Origin of the sequence: Amycolatopsis sp. (assembly GCF_035546795.1) — a bacterium.
Lineage (GTDB): Bacteria > Actinomycetota > Actinomycetes > Mycobacteriales > Pseudonocardiaceae > Amycolatopsis_E.
In genome coordinates, this window is record NZ_DASZWC010000003.1 from 145,526 (window position 1) to 169,612 (window position 24,087).

Below are 24,087 nucleotides of genomic sequence, written 5' to 3' on the forward strand. Positions count from 1 at the left end.
GGCCGGGGCTGTCGAGTTATGGTCGAGTCGTTCGTCGTCCTCATTGACGAAACCACGCGGGTTGGAGGACACGTGCTGTACATGCTGCTGATCTACAACTGCGAACGCCCGGAGCCCGGGGATCCCGGGTTCCCCGAGGCGCTGGCCAGGGTGAACGCGTTCGCCGACGAGTGCCGCCGTCGTGGCGCGTTCGTCGCCGGGCATCCGCTGCAGGGCGAGCACACCGCGACCACCGTCAGCGTCCGTGAGGGACGGACGATGATCACCGACGGGCCGTTCCTGGAGACCCACGAACACCTCGGCGGCACGTACGTGCTCGACTGCCGTGATCTCGACGAAGCACTCGAACTGGCCGCGCTGTGCCCGATGGCCCAGCAGGGCACGATCGAGGTCCGCCCGATCGTCGTGGTGCCCGATCTCGATCACCGGACCACCACCGGCGCATGACAGCCGCGCCCGTCCTGCTGGAGGCCTACCGCGAGCACCGGGCCCGGATGCTGGCCGCGCTGATCCGGGTGCTGGGCGACTTCGAGCTGGCCGAGGAAGCGCTGCAGGACGCGTGCGCGCTCGCCCTGCGCAAGTGGGGGGACAGGGTGCCGGACGACCCGGTGGCGTGGCTGCTCACCGCGGCCCGCAACAGCGCCATCGACCGGCTCCGGCGGGCGCGGCGCGGGCAGGAGAAGCTCACGCTGCTGGGTGGCCGGGAGGAGGCGACGACGGTGGATTTCGGTGCGGACAGCCTGCTCGCCATCGGCGACGAGCGGCTCAGCCTCATCTTCACCTGCTGCCACCCCGCGCTGGCCGAGGAAGCCCGCGTCGCCCTGACGCTGCAGGCGGTGGCGGGCCTGACGGCCGCGCAGATCGCCCGCACGTTCCTCGTCAGCGAGGCCACCCTCGCGCAACGGCTGGTGCGGGCCAAACGCAAGATCCGCGACGCCGGAATCAGCCTCGAAGTGCCCGCCGATCACCTGCTGCCCGAGCGTCTTTCCGGGGTTCTGGCGGTGATCTACCTGATCTTCACCCAGGGCTACACCAGTGACGGAGACGGCGAGCTGCAGCAGGAGGCGATCCGGCTGGCGAAGCTCGTCGCGGCGCTCATGCCCGACGAACCGGAAGCGCTCGGCCTGCTCGCACTGCAGCTCCTGCACGACGCGCGAGCCGAGGCCCGCTACACCTCGTCCGGCGAAGTCGTCCTGTTGGCGGATCAGGACCGGAAACGGTGGAACCAAGCCGAAATCGCCGAGGCCGTCGGGCTGCTGGACCGGGCACTGCGCCTCGGTTCGCCGGGGCCGTACCAGTTGCAGGCCGCCATCGCCGTCCTGCACACCCAGGCGCCGACGGACTGGGCCGGCATCGTCGCGCTGTACGAACAGCTGCTCGTGGCGACGCCGTCTCCGGTGGTGGCGCTGAACCATGCCGTCGCCGTTGCCATGGCCACCGAACCGGCCGAAGGACTGGCGCTCATCGATCGGATCGAAGGTCTGGACCACTATCATCTGCTGCACGCCGCCCGGGCCGACCTGTTGTGCCGCCTCGGTCGCACGGACGAAGCAGCCGCCGCATACCGGCGCGCGCACGAGCTCGCCACCAACCCCGCGGACCGGCGTTTCCTCGCCGGACGCCTCGAAATCCCGGAGTCACGATGAGACTGTCCATACTCGACCATGGCCACCGCCGCCGTGCCAAGCTCTTCCTCGCGGCGACCTCGAAGACGTCACGGGTGCCGAGCCCGGACATCGTGAAGATGTTGTTGTACCGCCCCGGATTCCTCACCCGGCCGCTGCTGGATCTCACCGCCGGAACGATGCGCGGGCCCTCCTACTGGACGGCCGGGGAACGCGAGTACCTCGCCATGTCCACCGCGCAGCTGCACCAATGCCCGTTCTGCGTCGTGACCCATGCCGAGCTCACCCGCATCGCCGGGCACGGCGAGATCGACCCGGACGACCCCTCTTCGGCGCGCCCCGAACTGGCGGCCGTTCGCACGTTTCTCGTTGCTGTCACACAGGATCCCGAGCACGCGACCGCCCCGCCGGAGCTGCCGGAGCACGCTGTCGTCGAAGCGCTGCGGGTGAACCTGGTGTTCAACATCATCAACCGCCTGGCGAACGCGTTCGGCTTCGTCCTGCTCGACGGCCAGCTGCACAGCGGAACCCAAGCGCTGCACCGCTTCGGCTATCGCTTCCCCGCCTTCCTGCTCGCCGAAGGTCCCAAGTCCGACCTGCGGAACTCGGTGCTGACCGCGCCCGCGACGACGGACCCGGCGCTCCGCGCGGCCGCCGCGGACGGCGAAGGTCTCGCCGAGCCGCTGCAGTCCTATGTCGACAAAGTCCGCGAAGCGTCGTACCAGATCACGGACGCCGACATCGCCGGGCTCAAGTCGGCCGGGCACAGTGAGGACGAGATCTTCGAGCTCACCGTGGCCGCCGCGCTCGGTGCCGCCCTGCGCAGTTTCGAGGCAGGCCAACGGGTGCTCGCACACTGACCTTGTCCGGCGGGCCCGGGTGGCTGACGGTTCGGGCTGAGTTCGATCAGCGGGAATTCCGCGCGCGCCGGAGGCCGCCCGGCCTGCGGGATCCACGCCTCACCGGTGCTGCCCTTCTCGACCCACTCGACGCCTTCGGCGATCTCGGCGGGACGGGCGAGATCCCGCCGATGCTGGAGGTTGCCACGATGGCGCCACAGCCGCGCGCGGTCAGTGCGGGCACCGCCACGGGCGAAATGCCTGGCCATGGCGGCACCGATCCCGTTCACCAGCACCACTTTCGTCATTTCAGGTACTCCTGCCCGGATTCGGCTTCGACCGCCGCCGCCACGCTCTTGCGGCGGGCGAGCAGCCTCGTGGTCACTTCGAGGACGAGGTACACGCCCAGGTACTGCAGCCCGCTGATCAACGGCACCCGGCTGACGGGCAGGGCGTACGCCAGCAGCCCCCGGACCCCGGCGTCGAGGATGAGCACGACGCCCCACATCGTGGTGATGACCCGGATGACGTGGCGGTACGTGGGCGAATCGCGCCAGTTGATCTCCGCGCGTTCCCGCGCGGCCTTGGGCAGGAGCGTGCGCACGATCTGGAAGATGAACGGCGTCCGCGCGAGCGTGATCAGCATCCAGATCCCGGCCGCCGCGGTCAGCCAGCCGTCCTTGGCCAGCAGGAACCTCGGGCTGCCGGTGAGGAAGGACATCGCGACGCTGAGCACCAGGATGCTGAGCGTGAACACGGCGAGCGTGTCGATCCGCCGCCGCGTGACGATCGTCTGCACGGCGCGGATACCCGGGGGACGATCCCCAGCATCAGCGCGAGCCACTGGCTGATGTCCAGCGCGAGCAGGCCGTAGAACAGCGCGACCGGTGCGACCATGTTGACCCCGACGTTGATCGCCAGCTCGCGGCGCACCTGGGCCCGCGGACTGCGGTCCGGGCGGTAGGTCGTGGGCCCGACGAGTGCCCCGGCCTGCGTTTCGGTTTCCATTTCGCTCCCTTTTCCGTTGTCCGGCGTGGTTTTCACGCTAGGAAGCCGGCGGGTGCGGAGGTATCCGTCTGGACGTAGGGCTGGGTGGGGCTGGACCCACACCGGCGCGTGCTGCGCCAGGTTGCCGGTGCCGGCAGGGATACTGAGGGTATGGGTGAGCCGATCGCGTTGTTCCCGGTGCCGGAACTGGATCCAGCCGCCTTCGCCGCGGCACAGCACGAGGTCTTCCGCGGCCGCAAGCTGCGGATCGGCCGGTCCGGCACCGTGCACGCGGTGGGGGAGACCGAGTGGATCAACGGGCTGACCCTGCCCGCGCCCGCCTGTCACCAGGGCTGGTCGGGGCTCGGCGCCGCCGGGGATCTCGTGCCGACGGACCACGAGGCGACCTGCCGTAAGTGCCGTCGCCTGCGTGGCCTGCCGTCACTGGAGGAGGCGTCCGGGCAGGGCACCCTCTTCACGCTCGGCTGAGTCTCACGCGCTCCGGTTGAACATTTTCTTCGACCAGAGGTAGCCGCCGAGCGCGATGACCACGCACCAGCCGAGCGCCAGGTAGGCGTTGTCGCCGATCGGGGTGCCGAACAGCAGGCCGCGCATCGTCTCGATGATCGGCGTGAACGGCTGGTACTGGGCGAACCAGCGCAGCCCGGCGGGCATCGAGTCGGTGGGCACGAACCCGCTGCCGAGGAAAGGCAGCAGGATCAACGGCATCGGCAGGTTGCTGGCGGTCTCCACGCTCTTGCTGACCTGGCCCAGCGCCACCGCCAGCCACACCAGCGCGAACGTCACGAGGACCAGGAAGCCCGCGGTGGCAAGCCATTCGCCGAAACCGGCGGTGGGCCGGAAACCGACCAGCAGCGCCACGCCGATCACGATCGCGAGGGTGAACATCGCCTGGATGACGCTGCCGAGCACGTGGCCGGTGAGCACCGAAACCCGCGCGATGGCCATGGTGCGGAAGCGGGCGATGATGCCTTCGGTCAGGTCCGTGGCGACCGAGATCGCGGTGCCCTGCACGGTGGAGGCGATGGTCATCAGGATGATCGCGGGCGTCACGTAGTTGACGTAGGCCGCGCGGCCGCCCCCGCCGGGGCCGAGCCCGTTGCCGAGCGTGCCGCCGAAGACGTAGACGAACAGCAGCAGGAAGATGACCGGCATCCCGACGAGCAGCACGGTCATCGACGGATACCGCTGGACGTGTTTGAGGTTGCGGCGCAACATCGTCGCCGAGTCGCGCAGCGCGTAGGTCTGGGTGCTCATCTGGCGGCCGCCTTTTCCGTTTCGGTGAAGGTGAGGAAGACGTCGTCGAGATCCGGGGTGTGCACGGACAGGTCGCCGACCTCGATGGCGGCCTGGTCGAGCCGGTCGAGCAGCGCCTTGAGGGACCGGACGCTGCCGTCGCCGGGCACGCGCACGGTGAGCGTTTCGGGGTCCGGCGTCACCGGCCCGAGGACGCGGACGGCGGACTCGAAGCTGGGCACGTCGGGGAACCGCAGGCTGACGTGGCCGCCGGGGATCTGGCGTTTGAGCTCGTCCGGGGTGCCCTCGGCGACGAGCCGTCCGTGGTCGAGCACGGCGATCCGGTCGGCCAGTTCGTCGGCCTCGTCGAGGTACTGCGTGGTGAGCAGGATGGTGACGCCGCCGGCGACGAGATCGCGGACGATCTGCCACATGTCGCGGCGGCTGCGCGGGTCGAGCCCGGTGGTCGGCTCGTCGAGGAAGATCACTTTCGGGTCGCCGATGAGCGTCATCGCGAGGTCGAGGCGCCGCCGCATTCCGCCGGAATAGGTCGAGGCCGGTTTCGTGGCCGCCTCGGTCAGGCCGAACCGGTGGAGCAGTTCGGTGGCGCGCCGACGGCCGGTCGCGCGGTCGAGGTGGTGCAGATCGGCCATCAGCTTCAGGTTTTCCGCCCCGGTGAGCAGGTTGTCCACCGCGGAGAACTGGCCGGTGACGCCGATCGCGGCGCGCACCCCGTCGGGGTCGGCTGCCAGGTCGTGCCCGTCGACCAGCGCGGTACCCGCGTCGGGCCGGAGCAGGGTGGACAGGATGTTGACCGTCGTGGTCTTCCCGGCGCCGTTGGGGCCGAGCAGGGCGAAGATCGTGCCGCGGTCGACGGTCAGGTCGATGCCGTCGAGCACCACCTTGTCGCCGAAGGACTTGCGCAGCCCGGTTGCGGTGATCGTCATGTCGGTTTTCCCTTCAGGCCCGGCGGATCTGGATGTCGCCGAACGAGGTGTTGGCACGCACCTCGACCCGGTCGGCGGCCGGCTCCGGTTCGGTGGTCTTCTGTTCGAGCGTGTTCCGCAGGCGGCCGTAGGTGGTGTGCACGTCGAGCCAGGCGGCGGTGCCTTCGGCGATGCCGACCGTGATGTCGCCGTTGGCGGTCTTGAGCCCGACCGAGCCGCGGACGGCTTCGCGGATGGTGAGACTTCCGTTGGAGGTCTTGGCATCCACGTTCGCGACGGTCCGCTCGATGGTGATGTCCCCGTTGGCGCAGCGGGCCTTCGTGTCCCCGGCGACCGAGCCGAGGTCGGTGTTCCCGTTGGAGTTCTTGATGTCCGCGGTGCCGTGGATCTCGCCGACGCGGACTTTTCCGGTACCGGTGGAGATCTCGGCGTTGCCCGCCACCAGGCCGACGGTGACGTGCCCGGCGGCGGTGTGCAGCCGCGCCGGGCCGGTGCGGTCGAGCTGGACGTGCCCGGTGCTGGTCTTGAACGCGCACTCCGCGAGCTCACCCGTGACGTGCAGGTCGCCCATCTGGACGTTGCCGTCCAGCCGGGAACCTGCCGGCAGTTCGATCGACACGGTGGCCGACCGGGTCTTGCGGGAGAGCCCGAACGGCTTGATCCGCGGGCCGCTGACCAGCAGCACGCCGTTGCCGTACTCGACGCGGATCTGGTTGGCCGCCTTGACATCCGACTCGTCGGAGTCGTCGGTCGGGCGCACCTCCACGGCGGTGTCGGCGCGGTCGCTCGCGGTGATCCGGAGGTTGCCGACGCCGAGTTCGACGGTGACGGCGATCGGTTGCGGTGTTTGGAAAATGGGCATAGTGGTCCCCTGAAATCGGTTCGATGGAAAGTTCGGGCAGGTGGTGGCGGGTCAGCCCACCCAGCCAGTGAAACGCTGTCCGCCGGGCTTGCCGATGACGGGCTGCTCCCGTTCGCGTTGCTGCAGCGCCGTCGAGGCGAGGTGCACCAGCCAGGCGTTGACCGAACGGCCTTCCTTGGCCGCGGCGTCCTCGATCGCGGTCTTGAGCGACTCCGGCAGCCGGAAGTTGATTCGCGCCGTGGCGCTGTCTTCGCTGGCGGGCAAGGCTTCCGGCCGGTTCTCGGGCGGCGCGGCCCCGGTCTGCTCCGGCGGCGGAGGTGTGACGACGAAGTCCGGTTCACGCCCGCGCAGGCGGAGCTCGACCGAGCCGGGGGCGAGTTCGCGGGTGATCTCGTCCGCGGCGGCCGACAGTGCTTCCAGGAGCGTGAGGCGCATGGCCGATTCCAGTGACCCGGCGAGCCGCCCGATCTGCTCCTGGACCTCCGGGCCGCCGGTCTCGGCGAGCGCCGAGAACTCGCGGCCGAGACCATCCACAAACGTCGTCAGGTTCATGACGTCACTATGGCACCTTTATGGCGCCATCGCAAGCCAGAATGGCGCAGAGATGGCGTTTTTGCTGGTCGAGCGCGGTGCCAGGCGGTGCCACGCTGCGGCTGTTCTAAACTCCGGGTATGTCAGCGGTCACGCCCCGGCTCGAGTTCACGGTGCTCGGCCCGGTCCGGGGCAGCTACGGCGGCCGGCCGCTGAACCTCGGTCCGGTGCTGCGGCAGTCCGTGCTGATGGCGTTGCTGCTGCGGCCCGACGTGACGGTCGGCCGGCGGGACCTGGTCGAGCGGGTGTGGGGCGCGCATCCGCCGGACAGCGACGGCGTGCCCGGCTACGTCTACCAGCTGCGAAAATCGCTCAACGCCGCCGGGATCGACGCGAAATCGGTGGTACGCACCGATCCCGGCGGTTATCGCTTCGTCGGCGCCGGGGTCGAGGTGGATTCGCTACGGCTGGACGTGCTCGCCCGCCAGGCCGCCGAGGCCGGGCACCCGGCGGCCGCGGTCGAGGAGTACGACCGCGCGCTCGCCCTGTTCGAGGGCGAGCCGCTGGCCGGGCTGCCGGGGCCGTTCGCGGAACGTGAGCGGCGGCGGCTCGTCGAGCGCCGGATCGGTCTGGTGCAGGGCAGAGCGGACGCGTTGATCAGGCTCGGCCGGTACGACGGGGCGATCGAGGGGCTGTCCGCGTCGATCGCGGAGTTCCCGGCCAGCGAACCGCTCACGGGGCTGCTGATGCGGGCGTTGTACGGCGCGGGAAGGCAGCGCGACGCGCTGGACACCTGGCGCGAGTTCCGGGCCAGGCTGATCGAGGAGCTGGGCCTGGAACCCGGCGAAGAGCTGCGGCGCCTGCACGAATCGGTGCTGCGAGGCGACGACGGCGCGCTGGGCATCGCGCCGAGGCGCGCGCCGGCCCGCAGGATCAGGGACGAGCTGCCGAACGACATCGGCGAACTGGCCGGCCGCGAGAGCGAACTCGCCCTGCTCACCGCGCCGGTCACCACGGCAGGGGTCTCTGTGTCGGCCGTGGACGGGGTGCCGGGCGCTGGGAAGACGGCGCTCGTGGTGCGTGCGGCTCAGCTCCTGCGCGAGGAGTGCTCGGACGGCTGCCTGTTCGTGGATCTGCACGGGCATCGTGCGGGCCAGTCGGCGATGACGCCGGAGCGGGCGTTGCGCCGGTTGCTGCGCTCCGTCGGCGTGGACGACAAGAACCTGCCGGACGACCTCGACGAACTGTCCGCGAACTGGCGTGCCGCGACGGCCGGGCTGCGGCTGTCGCTGGTGCTCGACGACGCCACCAGCGCCGAGCAGGTGAGCCCGTTGCTGCCCGGCGGTGCGGGCAGCAGGGTGCTGGTCACGAGCAGGCGCAGGCTGACCGGACTGGACGTGGAGCGCCGGATTTCGTTGGGCCCCTTGGCATCCGACGCGGCGGCCGGTCTGCTGAGCCGGCTCGTCGGCCCGGCCCGGGCGCGCGGCGAGCAGGAGGCGGTGCGCGAGCTGGCGAGACTGTGCGGCCGGTTGCCCCTCGCGTTGCGCATCGCCGGCGCGCGGCTGCAGAACCGTCCGATGTGGACATTCCGCGACCTGGTCGACAGGCTCGCGGACGACGCGGACAGGCTCGGTGAGCTGACCGCGGAAACCCGGAGCGTGGAGGCCGCTTTCCGGCTCTCCTACGAACAGTTGCCGGCCGCGGAGCAGCGGGCGTTCCGCGCGCTCGGCCTGGCGCCGACGCCGGAGCTGGACAGGCTACTGCTCGCCGAGATGCTGGACTGCCGGCCGCGGGAAGCCGGACAGCTGCTGGAAAACCTGGTCGACGCGAACCTGGTGCAGGCGCCGTCGGCCGGTCGCTACCGGTTGCACGATCTGGTCGCCGTGTACGCCCGGCGGCTCGCGGAGCAGGAGCCGGGCGAGGTGATCACGGCGGGACTGCGCCTGTTCGTGACGGCCTGCCGGGCTGCGAGCGAGTGGAGCTACCCCGGTTGCGCGGCCGGGCCGGAGCCGGGGATGGTGCGGTTCAAGGGGATCGTGGACGCGTCCGCCTGGCTCGACGAGGCCGGTGACCTCTCGGAGGTGGTCGGGTACGCGCTCGCCGTCGGCCACCCGGAGTACGCGTGCTGGATAGCCGAGAGCGCGGTCGACTACCTGATGCGGCGCGGGCAATTCCACGAATGCCTGGTGGCACTGGAACTCGCACTGTCCCAAGTGGACGATGTGCCGGACAGGCGGATGGTCACCTCGGTGCGCTACGGGCTCGGCTGGATGCGGCTCGCGCTGGGCGACGGTGCGCGGGCACGGATGTGGATGGCCGACGGGCTGCGGATCAGCAGACAGACAGGGGACCGGCGGGAGGTGGCGCGGGGGCTGTGCGGGCTCGGCACGGTGGCGATGACCACCGGCCCCCACGACGAGGCGATGCGGCTGCTCGCCGAGGCGGCGGCGATGGCCGCGGAGGTGGAGGACGACTGGCTCGCCGAACGGGCGGTCTCGGCGATCGGTTATATCCACCACAGGCAGGGCAGGCATGAGCGGTCGCTGGAGTGCTTCGCGCAGTCCCGGATGCTCGCGGACAAGGTCGGCAGCCCGGCCATGCTGGGCCGCGCCCAGTGCTACATCGGCAGCGTCCGGCTGCACCTCGGCCAGTACGCCGAAGCGGCCGAAGCGCTGCGCGAGGCCGCCGAGCTGGGCGCCGAGGTCGACGACACGATGCTGAGCATCGGCTCCCTGACCAGGCTCGGCACGGCGGAACAGGAACTGGGCAACCTGGATGTGGCACTCGAACTCCAGCAGCGGGCGCTGGCCGAGCTGTCCGAGCAGACCGCCGGGCTGATGGAGGTCGAGGTGCGCAACCGGCTCGGCTTCTGCCTGCTCGCCCGCGGGCAGCACGAGCCGGCGCGGGAGGAGTTCGAGCGCGTGCTGGCGCTGGCCGAGGGCGGTGTGCTGCCGGAGGAACGCGCCCGCGCGCAAGACGGTGTGACGGCCGCCGGCAAGGCGTGATCCCGTTTCATCAGGAATTCATCGGCCGGGGCTACTGTCGGCAGCCGAGGCCGTTGCCCGGCGGAGCGTCGCCGCGCAGGGGGTGGTCGCGTTCCGCGGGTACCGGCATCGGCAGGTTCACGCGGCCGCCTTCGTCCAAAGTGGACGAAGCGGGTGCTATCCGAGTGCGGCCGCCAGCCGCCGCCACTCGTCGCGCGGGAAGGCCTGCGGGTCCGCGGTCAGCACCTGCACGCACACGTGATCGGCGCCCGCGGCCCGGTGCTCGTCCACCCGCTTCCGCACGGCTGCTTCGTCACCCCAGACGATCAGGGCGTCGAAGACCCGGTCGCTGATCGCGGCGACGTCACCTTCGCTGAAACCCAGGCGCAGCACGTTGTTGGCGTAGTTGGGCAGATCGAGATAGGACCGCAGCCAGGGCACGCCGATCGCCCTCGCCTCTTCGCGGTTCGCGGCCAGGATCGCCGTCTGCTCGGGCAGCACGAGCGGGCCGGCACCGACCGCTTCGCGGACCTGGTGGGTGTGCTCGGGCGGCACGAGGTACGGGTGTACGCCGCGGGTGCGGGTCGCCGCGGTCTCGACCATCTTGGGCCCGAGCGCGGCCAGCACGCGGCTGGCGGCCGGCAGCGGTGGCGTGGCCGCGTCGAGGCCGTCGAGGAAGGCGCGCATCGCCGCCAGCGGTTTCCGGTAGCGGCCCGGCTCCGAGGCGTCGATCAACGGCGCGTGGCTCACGCCGATGCCGAGCAGGAAACGGTCACCGTGCGCTTCGGTCAGCGACGCGTGGGCCGCGGCCGTGTCTTCGGGCGTGTGCATCCACAGGTTGAGGATTCCGGTGGCGATGACGATGTCCCCGGTGGCCGCGAGCAGCCGCTCGACGTCCTCGAAGACCGGGCCGCCCACGTCCGGGACCCACAGCGCGCGGAACCCGAGCTCCGCCAGCTCGGCCGCCGCGTCCCTGGCCTCCGCCGGGTCACCGAACCGCAACTGATGGCTCCACACGCCCACCCCGGAAAGCTCCATCACACCTCACCTTTCGCTGCCTTGCCGGTCGGCCCCCGACCCTGGTGGGGGCCCGGCGCCGGGGTGGCAGACCGTAGTAAACGTCCCTTGCTCCCGTCCGCTGATCGGGTCGATTTTCCGGCCGGCGGCTCCCGACGGCTAACCGGCGCCGAAGTCCGCCGCCGCTTCGCCGAACAGGTCCCGGGTCTGCGCCGGCGCCAGCGCCGTTTCCGTCGCCCTGGTCCACATCAGCTCGTACCGCAGCACGTTGTCGTCGGAGGTGAGCTCGTTGCCGGTCTTGGTGTAGGCGAAGTCGAGATGTGCCGGGAAGTTCCCGGGCACGGCCGGCGCCGCCAGGCGGAACAGCACGAAGCGCTCCAGAATGCCCTGCTCGGCGATCACCGTGGACGCGCCCGGCCGCGGCCGGAACGGCAGGACCTGAATGGTGATGTGCGGATATCGCGAAAGCGCCGATAAATGTGTCAACTGCTCGCGCATCACGAGTGCGTCGCCTTGTATCCGGCGAATACACGACTCGCTCAGCACACAATGGAACCGGGCCGGATTGTCCCGGAACAGCACGCTGCGTTGCCTACCCAGCGTGGCCGCCGTGGTGTTTTCGGCGACGCGATCGGCGCTGCCCGACCCGTGGGAGAACTCCGCGCGGGCGTAAGCCGGGCATTGCAGCAGCTCGGGGATGCGCTCGTTGGTCACGTAGCGGATCAGCTCGGCGTCCTCCTCCAGATCGATGAACGGCCGGTACACCTCGGGATGCACCGAACGGCAGCCCGGCCAGCGCCCGCGCTGGGAGGTGTCGGCCTGCAGCTGCAAAGCCAGGTCCACGACCAGTTCATCGTCGACCTCGTACACGTCGAGCAGCCGCCGCAGGCCGTCGCCGTCGATGCCGAGGTTGCCGCTTTCCAGCCGCGCGATCTTGTTCTGCCCGCTGGCCGCGCTGGCCTTCGGCCACACCGCGATGCCGGCGTCCTGCTGGGTCTGCCCGCTCTGTTCACGCAAATGCCGGAGCAGGGCGGCCAGTTGTTGCTTCCGGCCGGTCGGCGTGCGCGCCGCGGCGATAACGGTCACAGGCGGTCACTTCCGGTTCGCGTCGGGGATTCCGGATTTTTCCGGACAGCTTCGTCCCCGGCAACAACGATTACCAGGACACGACGTTTCGTGACTGACGAAAACAATCCACGTGCGAATTCACCACAGTTATCCGGTCTTCGGTTTGAGCAGCCCCCGGTTGAACGCTTCGGCTACCGCGGCCGCCCGGTCGTTGACTGCCAGTTTCGCGTAGATGTTGAGCAGATGGGTTTTCACGGTGGCTTCGGTGATGAACAGCGCGGCCGCCGCGTCCCGGTTCGTCCTGCCGCCTGCCACGAGCGCCAGCACTTCCAGCTCGCGGCGGCTCAGCGGGCCGCTGTCCGAGTGCCGGACCCGGCTCATCAGCACGGCCGCCACCGAGGGCGCGAGCACGGACTCACCCCGCGCCGCCGCGCGGACGGCGCGCAGCAGTTCGGTGCGCGGCGCGTCTTTCAGCAGATACCCGGTGGCGCCGGCCTCGATCGCGGGCAGCACGTGGCTGTCGGTGTCGTACGTCGTGAGCACCAGCACCCGGGAGGAGACACCGATCGCGGCGAGTTCGGTGATCGCGGCGACGCCGTCCATCCCCGGCATCCGCAGGTCCATCAGCACCACGTCGGGCCGCAGCTCCGTCGTCAGCCGGACCGCTTCCCGCCCGTCGGCGGCTTCGCCGAGCACCTCGAACTCCGGGTCGCGGGCGAACATCGCGCCCAGCCCGTCCCGCACCACGGGGTGGTCGTCGGCGATGAGCAGGGTGATCGGGCTGTTCACGGATGCGCCTCCACGGTCCGGGCCGGGACCCGCGCGGAGATGCCCGTGCCGCCGCCCGGTTCCGTTTCCACCTCCAGTGTTCCGGAGAGCGCCTCGATCCGCTGCCGCATCGCGATCAGCCCGAACCCGCCGCCGTCGCGCCGGTCCGGATCGAACCCCCGGCCGTCGTCCCGCACGTCCAGCGCGACTTCGCGTTCCAGATAGGACAGCGTGACACCCACCCGGTTCGCCCCGGCGTGCTTGGCCACGTTGGCCAGCGCCTCCTGCGCGATCCGTAGTAAAGCCACCTCGCTCTCCGGGCGCAGCGCGCGGGCGGTGCCGGTAGTGGTGACCTCTACGGGTAGCCCGTGCAGCGCCGACCAACGTCGCGCGACCCCGGCGACGGCTTCGCTCAACCGGGCCGTTTCCAGCGGTTCCGGGCGCAGCGCGTGCACCGATCGCCGTGCCTCGGACAGGCTCTCCCTGGCGAGGGTGGTCGCGGCGTCGAAATGCCGGCGCCACGCGGCCGGCTCAGCGCTCGCGTGCTCGGCCGCCTGCAGTTGCGTGATGATGCCGGTCAGCCCCTGCGCCAGCGTGTCGTGGATTTCGCGTGCCATCCGCTGCCGCTCATCGAGCACTCCCGCTTCCCTGGCCTGCGCGACGAGCCGGCGGTGCAGCTCCTCGTTCTCCGCCAGGCTCGCTTCCAGCCTGCGGTTGGCCTCGGTGATCTCGTGCAGTGCCCGTTCCCTTTCGTCGCCCCGGTTGTCCATCCGCCAGACGATCCAGGCGAACAGGCACATCGGCACGATGTTCACCAGCAGCACCGCGGCGAACGCGACCAGCCCGGTGACCGTGGTCTTGTCCAGATCGGCCGCCTGTGCCGTGCCCGCCACGATCGCCACCGCCGCGACCCCTGGCAGTCGCCACGGCCAGGGCAGCAGCCGGAACGCGAAAACGTAGAGGACCGGGGTGAAGCAGCCGAACCACGGGTCACGGACGACGAGCAGGGCGCTCAGCGCGAGCAGCCCGGCGAAGAACACCGCCATGATCTCCTGGCGTTCCCGCCAGGCCGGCCGCAGTGTGAACACCACGAGCATCCACACCGCCGCCACCGCGCACAGGATCAGGTCGACCAGCAGCGAGCCGGGGCGCTGGTGCTTCACCACCACGGTGCAAGCCACCAGGATCCCGAGTAGCACGTATGGCCCGACGATGAGCGGCGTCGGCCAGCGGCGTTCCATTTCCGACAATCTAGTTGCCGGACGCGAAGGACGAGCGCAACGCGCGGCCGTTGACGAGCAGGGCCACGGCGAGCAGCAGCCCCCCGCACACGCCCTGTTCGAGCTTCAGCCACAACGGGAACGTGCCCGGCAGCGCGAGGATGACCACGATCGCGATCGGCATGATCGCCGAGACGAGGCGCAGCCTCCGGTACGCCCGGCGGGACCCCCGTACGGTGCCGACGGTGAACCGGAAGGTCAACAGCGAGCTGAGCACGACGATGGTGGCGCGCACCCAGACGGCGTCGTTCACCATCGTGGAATCGTTGCGCAGCAACACGATCGCGACGAGCGTGAGCACGCTGAGGCCGACGTGGCAACCGACGAGGATCTTCGTGGTGCGCAGCACCGCCGTGGCAGGTGGTTCGTGGACCGTCGCAGGCGAGTTCATGCGTCGAGCCTCGCAACCGGGCCCCGCGTCGCGCATCGCCCGAACTCCTGAGCTTTCCGCCCGGCTCGTCGGTGGAGCCGATCCACCGATCGGTTGAGTCAGTCGCGCGGGACCAGCAGGCGCAGCAGTCTGGACATGATCTCCGGGAGTTCCTCGTCCGGGTGCGCGATCCAGTATTCGTGCGCGGCCACGGTGGCGGCGAGCACTGCGTGCCCGGCCGCGATCGCGAACAGGTCGTCCGCGTCCGTGTTACGCCGTGCCGCCACGAAACGGGTCGCGATCCGGCGCCATTCGGTGTGCCGGACGGCGGCCTTCTCCTGCACCGACGGCACGCTGAGCAGAAGTTGCGCGCGGTGCAGCGCCCACGTGCGCTGGTCCGCCGGATGGTGCAGCGCGGCGGGCGCGGCGCGGCACAACGCGTCGTCGTAGCGCTCCTCGGGTGGCGCGTCCGCCAGCAGTTCGCGGAAGCGGCCGATTTCGGCGGGGGATTCGACCCACAGCACGTCGGCCTTGGTCTGGAAATAGCGGAAGAACGTCCGCCGGCTCACCCCGGCCGCACGCGCGATGTCGTCGACCGTGGTCTGTTCGAATCCCTGCCCGAGGAACAGGTCCTGGGCCACTTCGGCGAGGTGGTGCGCGTTGGTCAGCGCGGGCCTGCCGCCGCGATCGGGCTCGGGGCGGGGTTCCTCCGGGGTACTGGGCACCGGGGAATCGTCGCACGCCGTACCGGAACGAGTGCCCTTCGCGTTCCCGCTCGACTTTTGGCACACCGTGCCATAACCTGGGGACGAAATCGGCGTCACTCCGTCAGTGCGGACAGGAGCAGGCATGGGCAAAATCGACGGCAAGGTCGCGTTCATCACCGGCGCGGCCAGGGGGCAGGGCCGCAGTCACGCGGTGCGGCTCGCCCGCGAAGGGGCCGACATCATCGCGGTGGACACTACGGCGAAGGTGGACAGCGTCCCGTATTCGCTTGCCACCGCTGAAGATCTGGCCGAAACCGTGCGTCAGGTGGAGGAGACCGGACGGCGGATCGTGGCGCGCGAGGCCGACGTCCGCGACTCGGCCGCGCTCGCCGACGCGGTCGCCGAAGGGGTCGGGAAGCTCGGCAGGCTGGACATCGTGCTGGCCAACGCGGGCATTTCCAGCCCGGCGCCCACGCTCGAGATGAGTGACGAGACCTGGCAGGACATGATCGACATCAACCTGACCGGGGTGTGGAAATCACTCAAGGCCTCGGTGCCGCACGTGATCAAGGGCGGTCGCGGCGGCGCGGTCGTGATCACCAGTTCGCTCGCCGCGATCTACGCCAACCCGAACACCGCGCACTACAGCGCGGCCAAGGCCGGTCTGGTGATGCTGATGAAGGTGCTGGCGAAAGAGCTTGCGCCGCACAGCATCCGGGTCAACACCGTGCACCCGACCACGGTGGCCACCGACATGATTCTCAACGACGCCACCTACCGGCTGTTCCGGCCGGATCTGGAATCGCCCACCCGCGCGGAGTTCGAGGAGGCGGCCCGGACCCTCAACCGGCTCCCGGTCGCCGTGCTCGAGCCCGCGGACATCACCAACGCCATCCTCTACCTCGTCTCGGACGACGCCAAGTACGTCACGGGCACTACACAGGTCATCGACGCCGGAGGTTCGATCTGAAATGGGTTTGCTGGACGGGAAAGTCGCCTTCATCACCGGTGGTTCGCGCGGGCAGGGGCGCGCGCACGCGGTCACCTGTGCCCGCGAGGGCGCGGACGTGATCATCTTCGACATCGCGAAACCGGTGGTGGAAACGGCATACAAGCTGGCCACGCCGGAGGACCACGCCGAGACGGTGCGCCAGGTCGAAGCGCTCGGTAGGCGCGTACTGGCCGTCGAGGGCGATGTGCGGGACCAGTCGGCGCTGGACGCGGCCGTGGCGCGTGGCGTGGAAGCGTTCGGGCACATCGACATCCTCATCGCCAACGCCGGGATCTGGACCCAGAACGCGTTCTGGGAACTGACCGAGCAGCAGTGGGAGGAGATGATCGGGGTCAACCTGACCGGGGTGTGGAAGTCGGCGAAAGCCGTGACCCCGCACATGATCGAGCGCAAGAGCGGGTCGATCGTGATCACGTCGTCGGTGAACGGGCTCGAACCCGGGATGAACTTCGCGCACTACGTGTCGGCCAAGCACGGCGTGATCGGGCTGATGAAGAACATCGCGCTCGAACTCGCGCCGTACGGGGTGCGGTGCAACTCGATCAACCCGGGCGCGATCCGCACCCCGATGACCGATCACCAGGCGGCGTGGGACATGTTCGCCGGGCACGAGGGCGGCACCGAGGCGGAGATGGTCGAGGGCGGTTATCACTATGCCGCGCTGCGCAACACTTCCTGGCTCGATCCGCAGGCGATCGCCGACACCGCGCTGTACCTGAACTCGCACCTGGCCGCGAACGTCACCGGCGTGACGATCCCGGTCGACGCCGGCCATCTGCTGATCACCGGCGTCAACGCCAACCCCGTCAAGGATTAGCGGGGCGGGCCCGGCTCACCCGGTGCGCCGGGCCCGTTTCCCGGTGTGGTTGAACAACAGGTTCAGTCCGAACGCGACGATCGTGGCGCTGGTGATCGCGCTGCCCGCGATGATCTGCGCCCACGCCGGGAACCGGTGGTAGATCTCGGGCGCGACCACCGGCAGCATGCCGATCCCGATGGCGATCGCCACGATCAGCAGGTTGCTGGTGCCCTCGAATTCCACCTTGCGCAGGGTGTTGATGCCCACCGCCGTCACGGTGGCGAACATGACCAGCCCGGCCGCGCCGATCACCGGCCCTGGCAGTGCAGCGACCACCTCGCCCAGCTTCGGGACCAGCCCGAGCAGCACGAGGAAACCGCCCGCGACGGCGGTGACGTAGCGGCTGCGGACCCTGGTCACCTCGACCAGCCCGACGTTCTGCGCGAAAATGGTGTCCACAAAGGCGTTCATCAGCCCGCCGAGGATGCCGCTGAGCCCGTCGCCGGCCAGGCCGCGGGCGAGATCGCCGTTGCTGAGCGGTTTTCCGGTGAGCTGGCTGACGGCGAGCATGTCCGCCGTGGACTCGGTGAACGTCACCAGCATCACCACGCACATCGAGATCACCGCGGCGATCGGGAAATGCGGCGCGCCGAAATGCAGCGGCGCCGTGACACCGAACCAGCTCGCGCCACCGACGGACGAGAAATCGGTCAACCCCAGCGGAATCGCGACGACAGTGCCCACGATCAGGCCCAGCAGCACCGCGATCTGCGCGATGAACCCGCGTGCCCACCGGTTGAGCGCGATGATCAACACCACGATCCCGGCCGCGAGGGCGAGATGCGCGGGCGCGGCGTAGCCGGGTGCGCTGCTGTCCTGCCCGGCGACGAGCCCGGCGGCGACGCTGATCAGCGACAGTCCGACTACGGTGATCACCACGCCGCTGACCAGCGGCGGGAAGAACCGGATCGCCTTGGCGAACGGCACCGCCACCAGCAGCCCGAACACCCCGGCGGCGATCATCGAGCCGTACACGGCCTGGAGCCCGTACTGCGAGGCGATCAGGATCATCGGGGTGACGGCGGTGAACGTCGCGCCGGCCACCACCGGCAGCCGCACCCCGAGGACCTTGCCGACCCCCAGCGACTGGACCACCGTGATCAGCCCCGCGATCAGCAGGTCGGCGCTGATCAGCAGCCCGATCGTGCTGGTCGGCAACCCCGCGGCGGCGCCGAACACGAGCGGCACGGTGACGCAGCCGGTGTACATCACGAGCACGTGCTGCAGGCCGAGTACCACCATGCGCCCGGCCCCGATGGGACTGTCGACGGGGTGGCGCTCGCGGGTCGCCGCCGTTCTGGTCATCCGTTCACTCCTGATCTCTTTCGGCGATCTTTGCTGGAGGGATGGGCGTCGGCCGGGTGGGACACGCGTGGGACGTGAACATCTTGTTTCGGCGGCGGTGCGCGCGGGTGGCCGGTCGTCCTGGAGCCTGTGCTCCGGCGAGGCAGTTTTCTTGCGCTTCAACGAGTTGCGCTGCGCTGCGACCGTAAGGGCGGCTTGGGACCGGTGTGGGGGTGGGGCTGGCCGTGGGGTGGTTCGCCGTCGCGCCGCCAGGGTCGCGCTGTCCAGCACGCTTCGCTTCCGGCGAACGGGGGCACGCCCACAGCGAACAGAGGCCCCGGCGTAGATCTTGACCCCATACCTTGCAGAAGACGGAGAACACGGAAGGCGAGGTTCGGCATGACAGTGGAGCTGACCACCGAAATGCGTAGCGGGCAGTCGATCGACGATTCGGTTTTCGAGCAGTTGCTGCGCGACCGGATCGTGTTCCTCGGCTCGGAGGTGACCGACGAGGTAGCCAACCGGATCACCGCGCAACTGCTGCTACTGGCCGCCGACGACGCGGACCGGGAGATCACCTTCTACATCAACTCCCCGGGCGGTTCGGTCACGGCGGGCATGGCGATCTACGACACGATGCAGCTCGTCAAGCCGGACGTTTCCACGTGGGGGCTGGGTTTCGTGGCTTCGATGGGCCAGTTCCTGTTGTCCTCCGGCGCCCCTGGCAAGCGCTACCTGCTGCCGAACACGCGGATCGTGATGCACCAGCCCTCGGCGGGGATCGGCGGCGCGGCGGCGGACGTGGCGATCCAGGCCGAGGTGTTCGGCAAGATGAAGCGGCGCATCGCGGAGATCACCGCGCGGCAGACGGGCCAGTCGATGGAACGCATCACCGCCGACGCCGATCGCGACCGCTGGTTCGACGCCGACGAGGCGCTGCGGTACGGGTTCGTCGACCACATCGTCGGCGCGGGCGTCGCGGGCTGAGCCGCCCCGGGCTACGGCATCCTGATCCGGTGAACGACATCGAGATCCGCCCGGCCGAAGACCGCGACCTCACCGCCGTCGCCGGGCTGCGTTGGCGCTGGGTGGCGGAAAAACAGGTCCCGGACACCGGTCGCGAGGAGTTCGTGCGGCATTTCACAGCCTGGGCCCAGGAGCGCAAGCACACCCACCGGTGCCTGGTCGTCGCGCGCGGCGCGGAGGTGATCGGCATGGCGTTCCTGGCGGCGGTCGAGCGCGTGCCCACCCCGCGCGCGCTCTGCCGCCGATCAGGTGACGTGCAGTGTGTCTACGTCGTGCCGGAAGAGCGTGATTCCGGAGTCGGCGGGCGCTTGCTGGACGCGGTCCTCGAACTCGGCCGCGAGCTCGGGTACGAGCGGGTCACCGTGCATTCGAGCGATCGGGCGATCCCCGCGTACCGGCGGCACGGATTCGGTGACTCACCACGACTTCTACAGAGTGTTTTGTCCAGTTGAGCGGGAAAATCCGGAAAATCACCGGATAGGCTCGGTCCGTGAGAGTTCTCGAACTGGTGCGGGAGCGCGCGAGGCAGGGGAGCGTACCGGGCGCGCGAAACGATTCCTACCGGCTGGCGCTGGCGATAGAGGGCGGCGGCAGCCGCGGGACGTACTCCAGCGGGATGGCCGTCGAACTGGAGCGGCGCGGGCTGAGCCAGGTCTTCGACGACGTGTACGGCTCGTCGATGGGCGCGATCACCGCCGCCTGGCTGCTTTCCGGTAAGGCCGAGCACGGCTCGTCCTACTGGTGGTACCCCGACACGATGCCCAACGTCATCCGCCCGCGCGCCGTGCTGCGGCGCAAACCCGTGGTGGACCTGGAGTTCCTGATGAACCAGGTGTACCAGGACTGGGCGGGTCTCGACTTCGACGCCATATTGGACAATCCGGTGCGCCTGCACCCGATCGCGACCGACGCCGACCGCGGTGACGCGCTGGATCTTCTGCCCTACCTGGACAACGGCGAGGCCCTCAAGCTCGCCCTGCGCGGTTCGGCGGGGCTGCCGCTGCTGTCCGGGCCGCTGATCCGCCTCGGCGGGCGCAGGCTGCTCGACGGCGGGCTGACCGAGTCGATCCCGTTCCGGTCCGCGGTGCGCGACGGCGCCACCCACGTGCTCGTCCTGCGCACCCGGCGCGCGGACGAGCCCGCCAAGCCGCCCCCACGGGTGGAAGACCTTGCGGTGACAGCGTTTCTGCGGCGCACGGCTCCGGCGACACTGACCGCATGGCGGACCAGGCCAGCGCGTCGCCTCGCGGACGACGAGGAGTTGCGCGGGGCCGAGAACCTCACGCAGGTCCTGGTGCCCGCGCATGCACCGGAGGTGTCGCGGCTGGCTGTCGATCCGGTGCTGCTGCATCGCGCGTTCGACCTGGGCGCCGAGGCGATGGCGAACGCGTTGACGGAAGCCACGGCGACAGCATGACGGCGGTCGGCGCCGGCCACACGGCTCACGAGCCCTGGAAGTACAGATCCAGCGCCACGGTGCTGGTGGCTGCCCTGCCGAAGGACTAGCGGGACTGCCGGCGTTCCACGGCAACCCGGATGGCTTCCTCGCCCTCGACGGCGTGGCCGCCGGAGGCGCCGATCCACGATGGCGGGTGGCAGTTCGTTCTGGCCCGGGGACTTCAGCGACAGCAGTGCGGCGCGCGCCTTGGCCACCGCGATCCGGCTGGTCATCGGCATCCCACCGTCGCTGCGGCGCAGGGTGATCACTTCGCCCGCGACGTCGATGACGGCCACCGCCGGTGGTGGGAAGCCGCGCTCGGTTCCCACCGCCGGCGCGGTTTCCACCAGCCGATCGGCGTCGGCCGACGTGAGCCCCGGCAAGCGCGGCGACTTGATCATGAACCCGAGGCTATTCCCGCCGCCCGCGTGCCAGCAGCTCCGCCAGGTGCGTGCCCTGCCGGCGCGCGAGCTGGTCGAGTTGCGTGCGGCAGGAGAACCCGTCGGTCAGCACGGTCGCTGCCCCGTCGGCGCGGACGGCGGGGAGCAGGTCGTTCTCCGCCACCGCGACGCTCACGTCGTAGTGCCCGCGCTCGGCGCCGAAGTTGCCTGCCAGGCCACAACAACCGTCGAGCACGTTCATCTCGACGCCCGCCTTCTCCAGCAGCGCGCGGTCGGGGGAGAAGCCGAGCACCGCCCGCTGGTGACAATGCGGCTGCACCACGGCGGTTTCCCCGGACAGGTCCGGCGGCGTCCAGCCCTCGGCGGTGGCGAGCACCTCCGCCAGCGTGCGCACCCGGCCGGCGACTTCCGAGACTTCCCTTGTGGGGCCGAGAAGTTCGGCCGCGTCACTGCGGAAAACGGCGGTGCACGAAGGCTCGAGCCCGACGATCGGCAGGTCGCTGCCGGCCAGCGCCGTCACACTGCGCCGCAGGATCCGGCGCGCCGTGTCGAGCTGGCCGGTGGAGACCCAGGTCAGCCCGCAGCACAGCTTCCGGTCCGGAATGGACACCGAGAAACCGGCCTCTTCCAACACTTTCACCGCGGCGATGCCCACCTGCGGGGTGAAGTGGTCGGTGAAGGTGTCCACCCACAACAGCACCGGAGAGCCGGCCGCCCGCGTATGTCCGGCGAACCACTGCCGGAACGTCTGGTCCGCGAACGTGGGCAGTTCGCGGCGATGATCCACCCCGGCCAGGCGCTTTCCGAACTTCGCCAGCGGCCCGGACATGGCCCGGTTGACCAGTTTCGGCATCCGCGACGCGAGCCGTGCCCAGCGCGGCAGCCAGCCGAGCGAGTAGTGCGCGGCCGGGCGCGGCCTGCGCCGGTAGCGCTGGTGCAGGGCTTCGGCCTTGTACGTGGCCATGTCCACCCCGGTCGGGCATTCGGACGAACAAGCCTTGCAGGACAGGCAGAGATCGAGCACCTCGTGCACCGCGTCGTCACGCCAGCCGGTGACGAAGGAGCCGTTCGCCAGCTCCTGCAGGACCCGCGAGCGGCCGCGGGTGGAGTCCTTCTCGTCGCGGGTGGCGCGATAGGACGGGCACATCGTGCCGCCCGGCGCGGTGACCCGGCATTTCCCGACACCGGTGCAGCGGTGCACGGCCGCGCTGAAATCCCCGCCGTCCTGGTGGAAGGTGAAACCGAGATCCCTGGTGAGCGGCCGGGCGGAGACTTCGCGCAGATCCTCGTCCGCCGGCCGCGGCCGGACGATCACCCCGGGGTTCAGGATGTCCGCCGGGTCGAAGACGTTCTTCACCGCGGCGAACGCGTCCATCGCGTCGGGCGAGTACATCAGCGGCAGCAGTTCGCCCCTGGCCCGGCCGTCGCCGTGCTCCCCGGACATCGAGCCGCCGTAGCCCGCGACCAGTTTCGCCGCGTCCACCAGGAATTCGCGGAACACCCGGCGGCCTCGTGGCACACCGAGCGGGAAGTCGATCCGGATGTGCACGCAGCCGTCACCGAAGTGTCCATAAGGGACACCCGAAAGCCCGCGATCGGCCAGCAGTGCCTCGAATTCGCGGAGGTACGCGCCCAGGTGTTCCGGCGGCACCGCCGCGTCCTCCCAGCCCGCGTGCCCGGGGCGCGCGGGATCGACGCGTGCCGCCAGCCCCGCGCCGTCCTCGCGGATCTTCCACAGCGCGGCGGCCTCCGCGCCCGAAACGATCCGGCTGTCCAGCGCACCCGCCGCGGCGAGCACGCCTTCGACGCGGCCCGCGATCTCGGCCGGGTCCTCCCCGCCCAGCTCGACGAACAGCCAGCCGGTGCCGCGCGGGAGATCGGGCACCGAACCGCCGCGGCCGCGGCGCACGACGTCCACGATCCGGGCGTCGAGGCCCTCCACCGCGACGGGGTTGAACGGCAGCAGGGCGGGCACTGCGTCGGCGGCGCTCGGCATGTCGGGATAACCCAGCACCACCAGCGAAGTCCGCGCCGGGGCCGAGACGAGCCGCACCCGCGCCCGCCGCAGGACGCCGAGCGTGCCCTCCGTGCCGACCAGTGCCTTCGCCACGTCGAACCCGCGCTCGGGCAAGAGGTGCTCCAGCGAGTAGCCGGAAACCTGGCGCCCGAAGCGGCCGAACTCGGTGCGGATCACGCCCAGCCGGGCCTGTACCACCTCGCGCAAAGCGGTGAGCGCCGCGGCCGAGGTGTCGGTGGTGCGCAACAGCTCCCCGGTGCCTGCCACCAGATCCAGATCGACCACGTTGTCCGCCGTACGGCCGTAACCCAGCGCGCGCGAGCCGCACGCGTTGTTGCCGATCATCCCGCCGATCGTGCACCGGCTGTGCGTGGACGGGTCGGGGCCGAACCGCAGCCCGTGCGGCGCGGCCGCGCGCTGCAGATCGTCCAGCACCACCCCGGGGTCGACCAGCGCCGTCGCCGATTCCCGGTCGATCTCGTGCACCTTGTTCAGGTGGCGGGAGAAGTCCAGCACCACCCCGGCGCCGACGGCGTTGCCGGCGATGGAGGTGCCCGCGCCGCGCGCGGTCACCGGGGTGCCGAGCGAGCGGCAGGTGTCCACCACGGCGGCGATCTCGTCGGCGTGGTGCGGGAACACCACCGCGGCCGGGACCATCCGGTAGAGCGAGGCGTCGCCGGAGTACTCCGCGCGGCGGCGGTGGGAATCGTCGAGTTCGGTGACCCCGGCGCGCCGCAGAGCTGCGACGACCGCGGTGCTGGCGTCGGTCGAGGTAGTCATCGCGACCCATTGTCACCCGGGGCCGCGC

General features: G+C 70.2%; 23 protein-coding genes and 1 pseudogene. 10 read left to right on the forward strand and 14 right to left on the reverse strand.

What is annotated here, in order from left to right:
- The first annotated feature begins 72 nt into the window (after positions 1-72).
- The 3 genes from VHD82_RS04175 to VHD82_RS04185 are packed head-to-tail and all read left to right on the forward strand — an operon-like array spanning position 73 to position 2,485.
- Positions 73-447, forward strand: a complete 375-nt coding sequence (locus VHD82_RS04175; RefSeq protein WP_325697144.1) for a YciI family protein — start codon at positions 73-75, stop codon at positions 445-447.
- A complete protein-coding gene (locus tag VHD82_RS04180; RefSeq protein WP_325697147.1) occupies positions 444-1,646 on the forward strand; it encodes an RNA polymerase sigma factor in 1,203 nt (400 codons plus the stop codon). Before VHD82_RS04175 ends, VHD82_RS04180 begins: the two co-directional genes overlap by 4 nt.
- Positions 1,643-2,485, forward strand: coding sequence for a hypothetical protein (locus VHD82_RS04185; RefSeq protein WP_325697148.1), 843 nt, complete (start codon positions 1,643-1,645; stop codon positions 2,483-2,485). The genes VHD82_RS04180 and VHD82_RS04185 overlap by 4 nt, the downstream gene beginning before the upstream one ends.
- A gap of 283 nt (positions 2,486-2,768) precedes the next feature.
- On the opposite strand, the gene VHD82_RS04190 is transcribed toward VHD82_RS04185, so the two are convergent.
- A complete protein-coding gene (locus tag VHD82_RS04190) occupies positions 2,769-3,308 on the reverse strand; it encodes a VC0807 family protein (protein ID WP_325697150.1) in 540 nt (179 codons plus the stop codon).
- 314 nt (positions 3,309-3,622) lie between these two features.
- Here VHD82_RS04190 and VHD82_RS04195 point away from each other — a divergent pair, with 314 nt between their 5' ends.
- Positions 3,623-3,940: a hypothetical protein gene (locus VHD82_RS04195; RefSeq protein WP_325697152.1), complete on the forward strand. Its 318-nt coding sequence runs from the start codon at positions 3,623-3,625 to the stop codon at positions 3,938-3,940.
- A 3-nt stretch (positions 3,941-3,943) separates the two neighbouring features.
- Here VHD82_RS04195 and VHD82_RS04200 read toward each other — a convergent pair whose 3' ends face one another.
- The 4 genes from VHD82_RS04200 to VHD82_RS04215 are packed head-to-tail and all read right to left on the reverse strand — an operon-like array spanning position 3,944 to position 7,069.
- Positions 3,944-4,729 (reverse strand): ABC transporter permease, encoded by a 786-nt coding sequence (locus tag VHD82_RS04200; protein ID WP_325697154.1) that lies wholly within the window; start codon positions 4,727-4,729, stop codon positions 3,944-3,946.
- The gene (locus tag VHD82_RS04205; RefSeq protein ID WP_325697156.1) at positions 4,726-5,655 is read right to left on the reverse strand and encodes an ATP-binding cassette domain-containing protein; all 930 of its coding nucleotides are present in this window, start codon (positions 5,653-5,655) and stop codon (positions 4,726-4,728) included. Before VHD82_RS04205 ends, VHD82_RS04200 begins: the two co-directional genes overlap by 4 nt.
- Positions 5,656-5,668: 13 nt before the next feature.
- Positions 5,669-6,517, reverse strand: a complete 849-nt coding sequence (locus tag VHD82_RS04210; RefSeq protein WP_325697158.1) for a DUF4097 family beta strand repeat-containing protein — start codon at positions 6,515-6,517, stop codon at positions 5,669-5,671.
- Positions 6,518-6,568: 51 nt separating this feature from the next.
- Complete coding sequence (locus VHD82_RS04215; protein WP_325697160.1) at positions 6,569-7,069, reverse strand: hypothetical protein; 501 nt, start codon at positions 7,067-7,069, stop codon at positions 6,569-6,571.
- A gap of 119 nt (positions 7,070-7,188) precedes the next feature.
- Between VHD82_RS04215 and VHD82_RS04220 the strand changes: the two genes are divergently transcribed.
- Positions 7,189-10,053, forward strand: coding sequence for an AfsR/SARP family transcriptional regulator (locus VHD82_RS04220; RefSeq protein WP_325697161.1), 2,865 nt, complete (start codon positions 7,189-7,191; stop codon positions 10,051-10,053).
- Between the two features lie 156 nt (positions 10,054-10,209).
- Here the strand turns inward: VHD82_RS04220 and VHD82_RS04225 are convergent, their stop codons facing one another.
- From VHD82_RS04225 to VHD82_RS04250, 6 genes are all read right to left on the reverse strand, one after another.
- Complete coding sequence (locus VHD82_RS04225) at positions 10,210-11,070, reverse strand: LLM class F420-dependent oxidoreductase (protein WP_325697163.1); 861 nt, start codon at positions 11,068-11,070, stop codon at positions 10,210-10,212.
- 138 nt (positions 11,071-11,208) lie between these two features.
- On the reverse strand, positions 11,209-12,135 hold the full coding sequence (locus VHD82_RS04230) for a helix-turn-helix transcriptional regulator (protein WP_325697165.1): 927 nt from the start codon (positions 12,133-12,135) through the stop codon (positions 11,209-11,211).
- A gap of 129 nt (positions 12,136-12,264) precedes the next feature.
- Positions 12,265-12,906: a response regulator transcription factor gene (locus VHD82_RS04235; RefSeq protein WP_325697167.1), complete on the reverse strand. Its 642-nt coding sequence runs from the start codon at positions 12,904-12,906 to the stop codon at positions 12,265-12,267.
- The gene (locus VHD82_RS04240; protein ID WP_325697169.1) at positions 12,903-14,126 is read right to left on the reverse strand and encodes a sensor histidine kinase; all 1,224 of its coding nucleotides are present in this window, start codon (positions 14,124-14,126) and stop codon (positions 12,903-12,905) included. Before VHD82_RS04240 ends, VHD82_RS04235 begins: the two co-directional genes overlap by 4 nt.
- A 10-nt stretch (positions 14,127-14,136) precedes the next feature.
- On the reverse strand, positions 14,137-14,556 hold the full coding sequence (locus VHD82_RS04245; RefSeq protein WP_325697171.1) for a hypothetical protein: 420 nt from the start codon (positions 14,554-14,556) through the stop codon (positions 14,137-14,139).
- A 98-nt stretch (positions 14,557-14,654) separates the two neighbouring features.
- Positions 14,655-15,260 (reverse strand): TetR family transcriptional regulator, encoded by a 606-nt coding sequence (locus tag VHD82_RS04250; RefSeq protein WP_325697173.1) that lies wholly within the window; start codon positions 15,258-15,260, stop codon positions 14,655-14,657.
- 124 nt (positions 15,261-15,384) lie between these two features.
- On the opposite strand from VHD82_RS04250, the gene VHD82_RS04255 reads away from it, so the two are divergent.
- Positions 15,385-16,212 (forward strand): mycofactocin-coupled SDR family oxidoreductase, encoded by an 828-nt coding sequence (locus VHD82_RS04255; protein WP_325697175.1) that lies wholly within the window; start codon positions 15,385-15,387, stop codon positions 16,210-16,212.
- A gap of 1 nt (position 16,213) precedes the next feature.
- The gene (locus tag VHD82_RS04260) at positions 16,214-17,071 is read left to right on the forward strand and encodes a mycofactocin-coupled SDR family oxidoreductase (RefSeq protein ID WP_325697177.1); all 858 of its coding nucleotides are present in this window, start codon (positions 16,214-16,216) and stop codon (positions 17,069-17,071) included.
- A gap of 15 nt (positions 17,072-17,086) precedes the next feature.
- On the opposite strand, the gene VHD82_RS04265 is transcribed toward VHD82_RS04260, so the two are convergent.
- Positions 17,087-18,418 (reverse strand): nucleobase:cation symporter-2 family protein, encoded by a 1,332-nt coding sequence (locus VHD82_RS04265; protein ID WP_325697179.1) that lies wholly within the window; start codon positions 18,416-18,418, stop codon positions 17,087-17,089.
- A 378-nt stretch (positions 18,419-18,796) separates the two neighbouring features.
- Here VHD82_RS04265 and VHD82_RS04270 point away from each other — a divergent pair, with 378 nt between their 5' ends.
- Genes VHD82_RS04270 through VHD82_RS04280 form a run of 3 tightly spaced genes read left to right on the forward strand, consistent with a single transcriptional unit; the run spans position 18,797 to position 20,840 of the window.
- The gene (locus tag VHD82_RS04270) at positions 18,797-19,384 is read left to right on the forward strand and encodes an ATP-dependent Clp protease proteolytic subunit (protein WP_325697181.1); all 588 of its coding nucleotides are present in this window, start codon (positions 18,797-18,799) and stop codon (positions 19,382-19,384) included.
- Between the two features lie 29 nt (positions 19,385-19,413).
- The gene (locus tag VHD82_RS04275) at positions 19,414-19,875 is read left to right on the forward strand and encodes a GNAT family N-acetyltransferase (protein WP_325697183.1); all 462 of its coding nucleotides are present in this window, start codon (positions 19,414-19,416) and stop codon (positions 19,873-19,875) included.
- A 38-nt stretch (positions 19,876-19,913) separates the two neighbouring features.
- Positions 19,914-20,840, forward strand: a complete 927-nt coding sequence (locus tag VHD82_RS04280) for a patatin family protein (RefSeq protein WP_325697185.1) — start codon at positions 19,914-19,916, stop codon at positions 20,838-20,840.
- Positions 20,841-21,109: 269 nt separating this feature from the next.
- Here the strand turns inward: VHD82_RS04280 and VHD82_RS04285 are convergent.
- Both VHD82_RS04285 and VHD82_RS04290 read right to left on the reverse strand, forming a co-directional pair.
- Positions 21,110-21,262: pseudogene (locus tag VHD82_RS04285) on the reverse strand (heme-binding protein); the annotation flags it as partial.
- Between the two features lie 10 nt (positions 21,263-21,272).
- Complete coding sequence (locus VHD82_RS04290; protein WP_325697187.1) at positions 21,273-24,059, reverse strand: FAD-binding and (Fe-S)-binding domain-containing protein; 2,787 nt, start codon at positions 24,057-24,059, stop codon at positions 21,273-21,275.
- Between the last annotated feature and the right edge of the window lie 28 nt (positions 24,060-24,087).

Coding starts and splice junctions, on each gene's coding strand:
- VHD82_RS04180 (WP_325697147.1), top strand. CDS start 444: ATGACAGCCGCGCCCGTCCTGCTGGAGGCCTACCGCGAGCACCGGGCC.
- VHD82_RS04185 (WP_325697148.1), top strand. CDS start 1,643: ATGAGACTGTCCATACTCGACCATGGCCACCGCCGCCGTGCCAAGCTC.
- VHD82_RS04195 (WP_325697152.1), top strand. CDS start 3,623: ATGGGTGAGCCGATCGCGTTGTTCCCGGTGCCGGAACTGGATCCAGCC.
- VHD82_RS04200 (WP_325697154.1), bottom strand. CDS start 4,729: ATGAGCACCCAGACCTACGCGCTGCGCGACTCGGCGACGATGTTGCGC.
- VHD82_RS04205 (WP_325697156.1), bottom strand. CDS start 5,655: ATGACGATCACCGCAACCGGGCTGCGCAAGTCCTTCGGCGACAAGGTG.
- VHD82_RS04210 (WP_325697158.1), bottom strand. CDS start 6,517: ATGCCCATTTTCCAAACACCGCAACCGATCGCCGTCACCGTCGAACTC.
- VHD82_RS04215 (WP_325697160.1), bottom strand. CDS start 7,069: ATGAACCTGACGACGTTTGTGGATGGTCTCGGCCGCGAGTTCTCGGCG.
- VHD82_RS04220 (WP_325697161.1), top strand. CDS start 7,189: ATGTCAGCGGTCACGCCCCGGCTCGAGTTCACGGTGCTCGGCCCGGTC.
- VHD82_RS04225 (WP_325697163.1), bottom strand. CDS start 11,070: ATGGAGCTTTCCGGGGTGGGCGTGTGGAGCCATCAGTTGCGGTTCGGT.
- VHD82_RS04240 (WP_325697169.1), bottom strand. CDS start 14,126: ATGGAACGCCGCTGGCCGACGCCGCTCATCGTCGGGCCATACGTGCTA.
- VHD82_RS04245 (WP_325697171.1), bottom strand. CDS start 14,556: ATGAACTCGCCTGCGACGGTCCACGAACCACCTGCCACGGCGGTGCTG.
- VHD82_RS04255 (WP_325697175.1), top strand. CDS start 15,385: ATGGGCAAAATCGACGGCAAGGTCGCGTTCATCACCGGCGCGGCCAGG.
- VHD82_RS04260 (WP_325697177.1), top strand. CDS start 16,214: ATGGGTTTGCTGGACGGGAAAGTCGCCTTCATCACCGGTGGTTCGCGC.
- VHD82_RS04265 (WP_325697179.1), bottom strand. CDS start 18,418: ATGACCAGAACGGCGGCGACCCGCGAGCGCCACCCCGTCGACAGTCCC.
- VHD82_RS04270 (WP_325697181.1), top strand. CDS start 18,797: ATGACAGTGGAGCTGACCACCGAAATGCGTAGCGGGCAGTCGATCGAC.
- VHD82_RS04290 (WP_325697187.1), bottom strand. CDS start 24,059: ATGACTACCTCGACCGACGCCAGCACCGCGGTCGTCGCAGCTCTGCGG.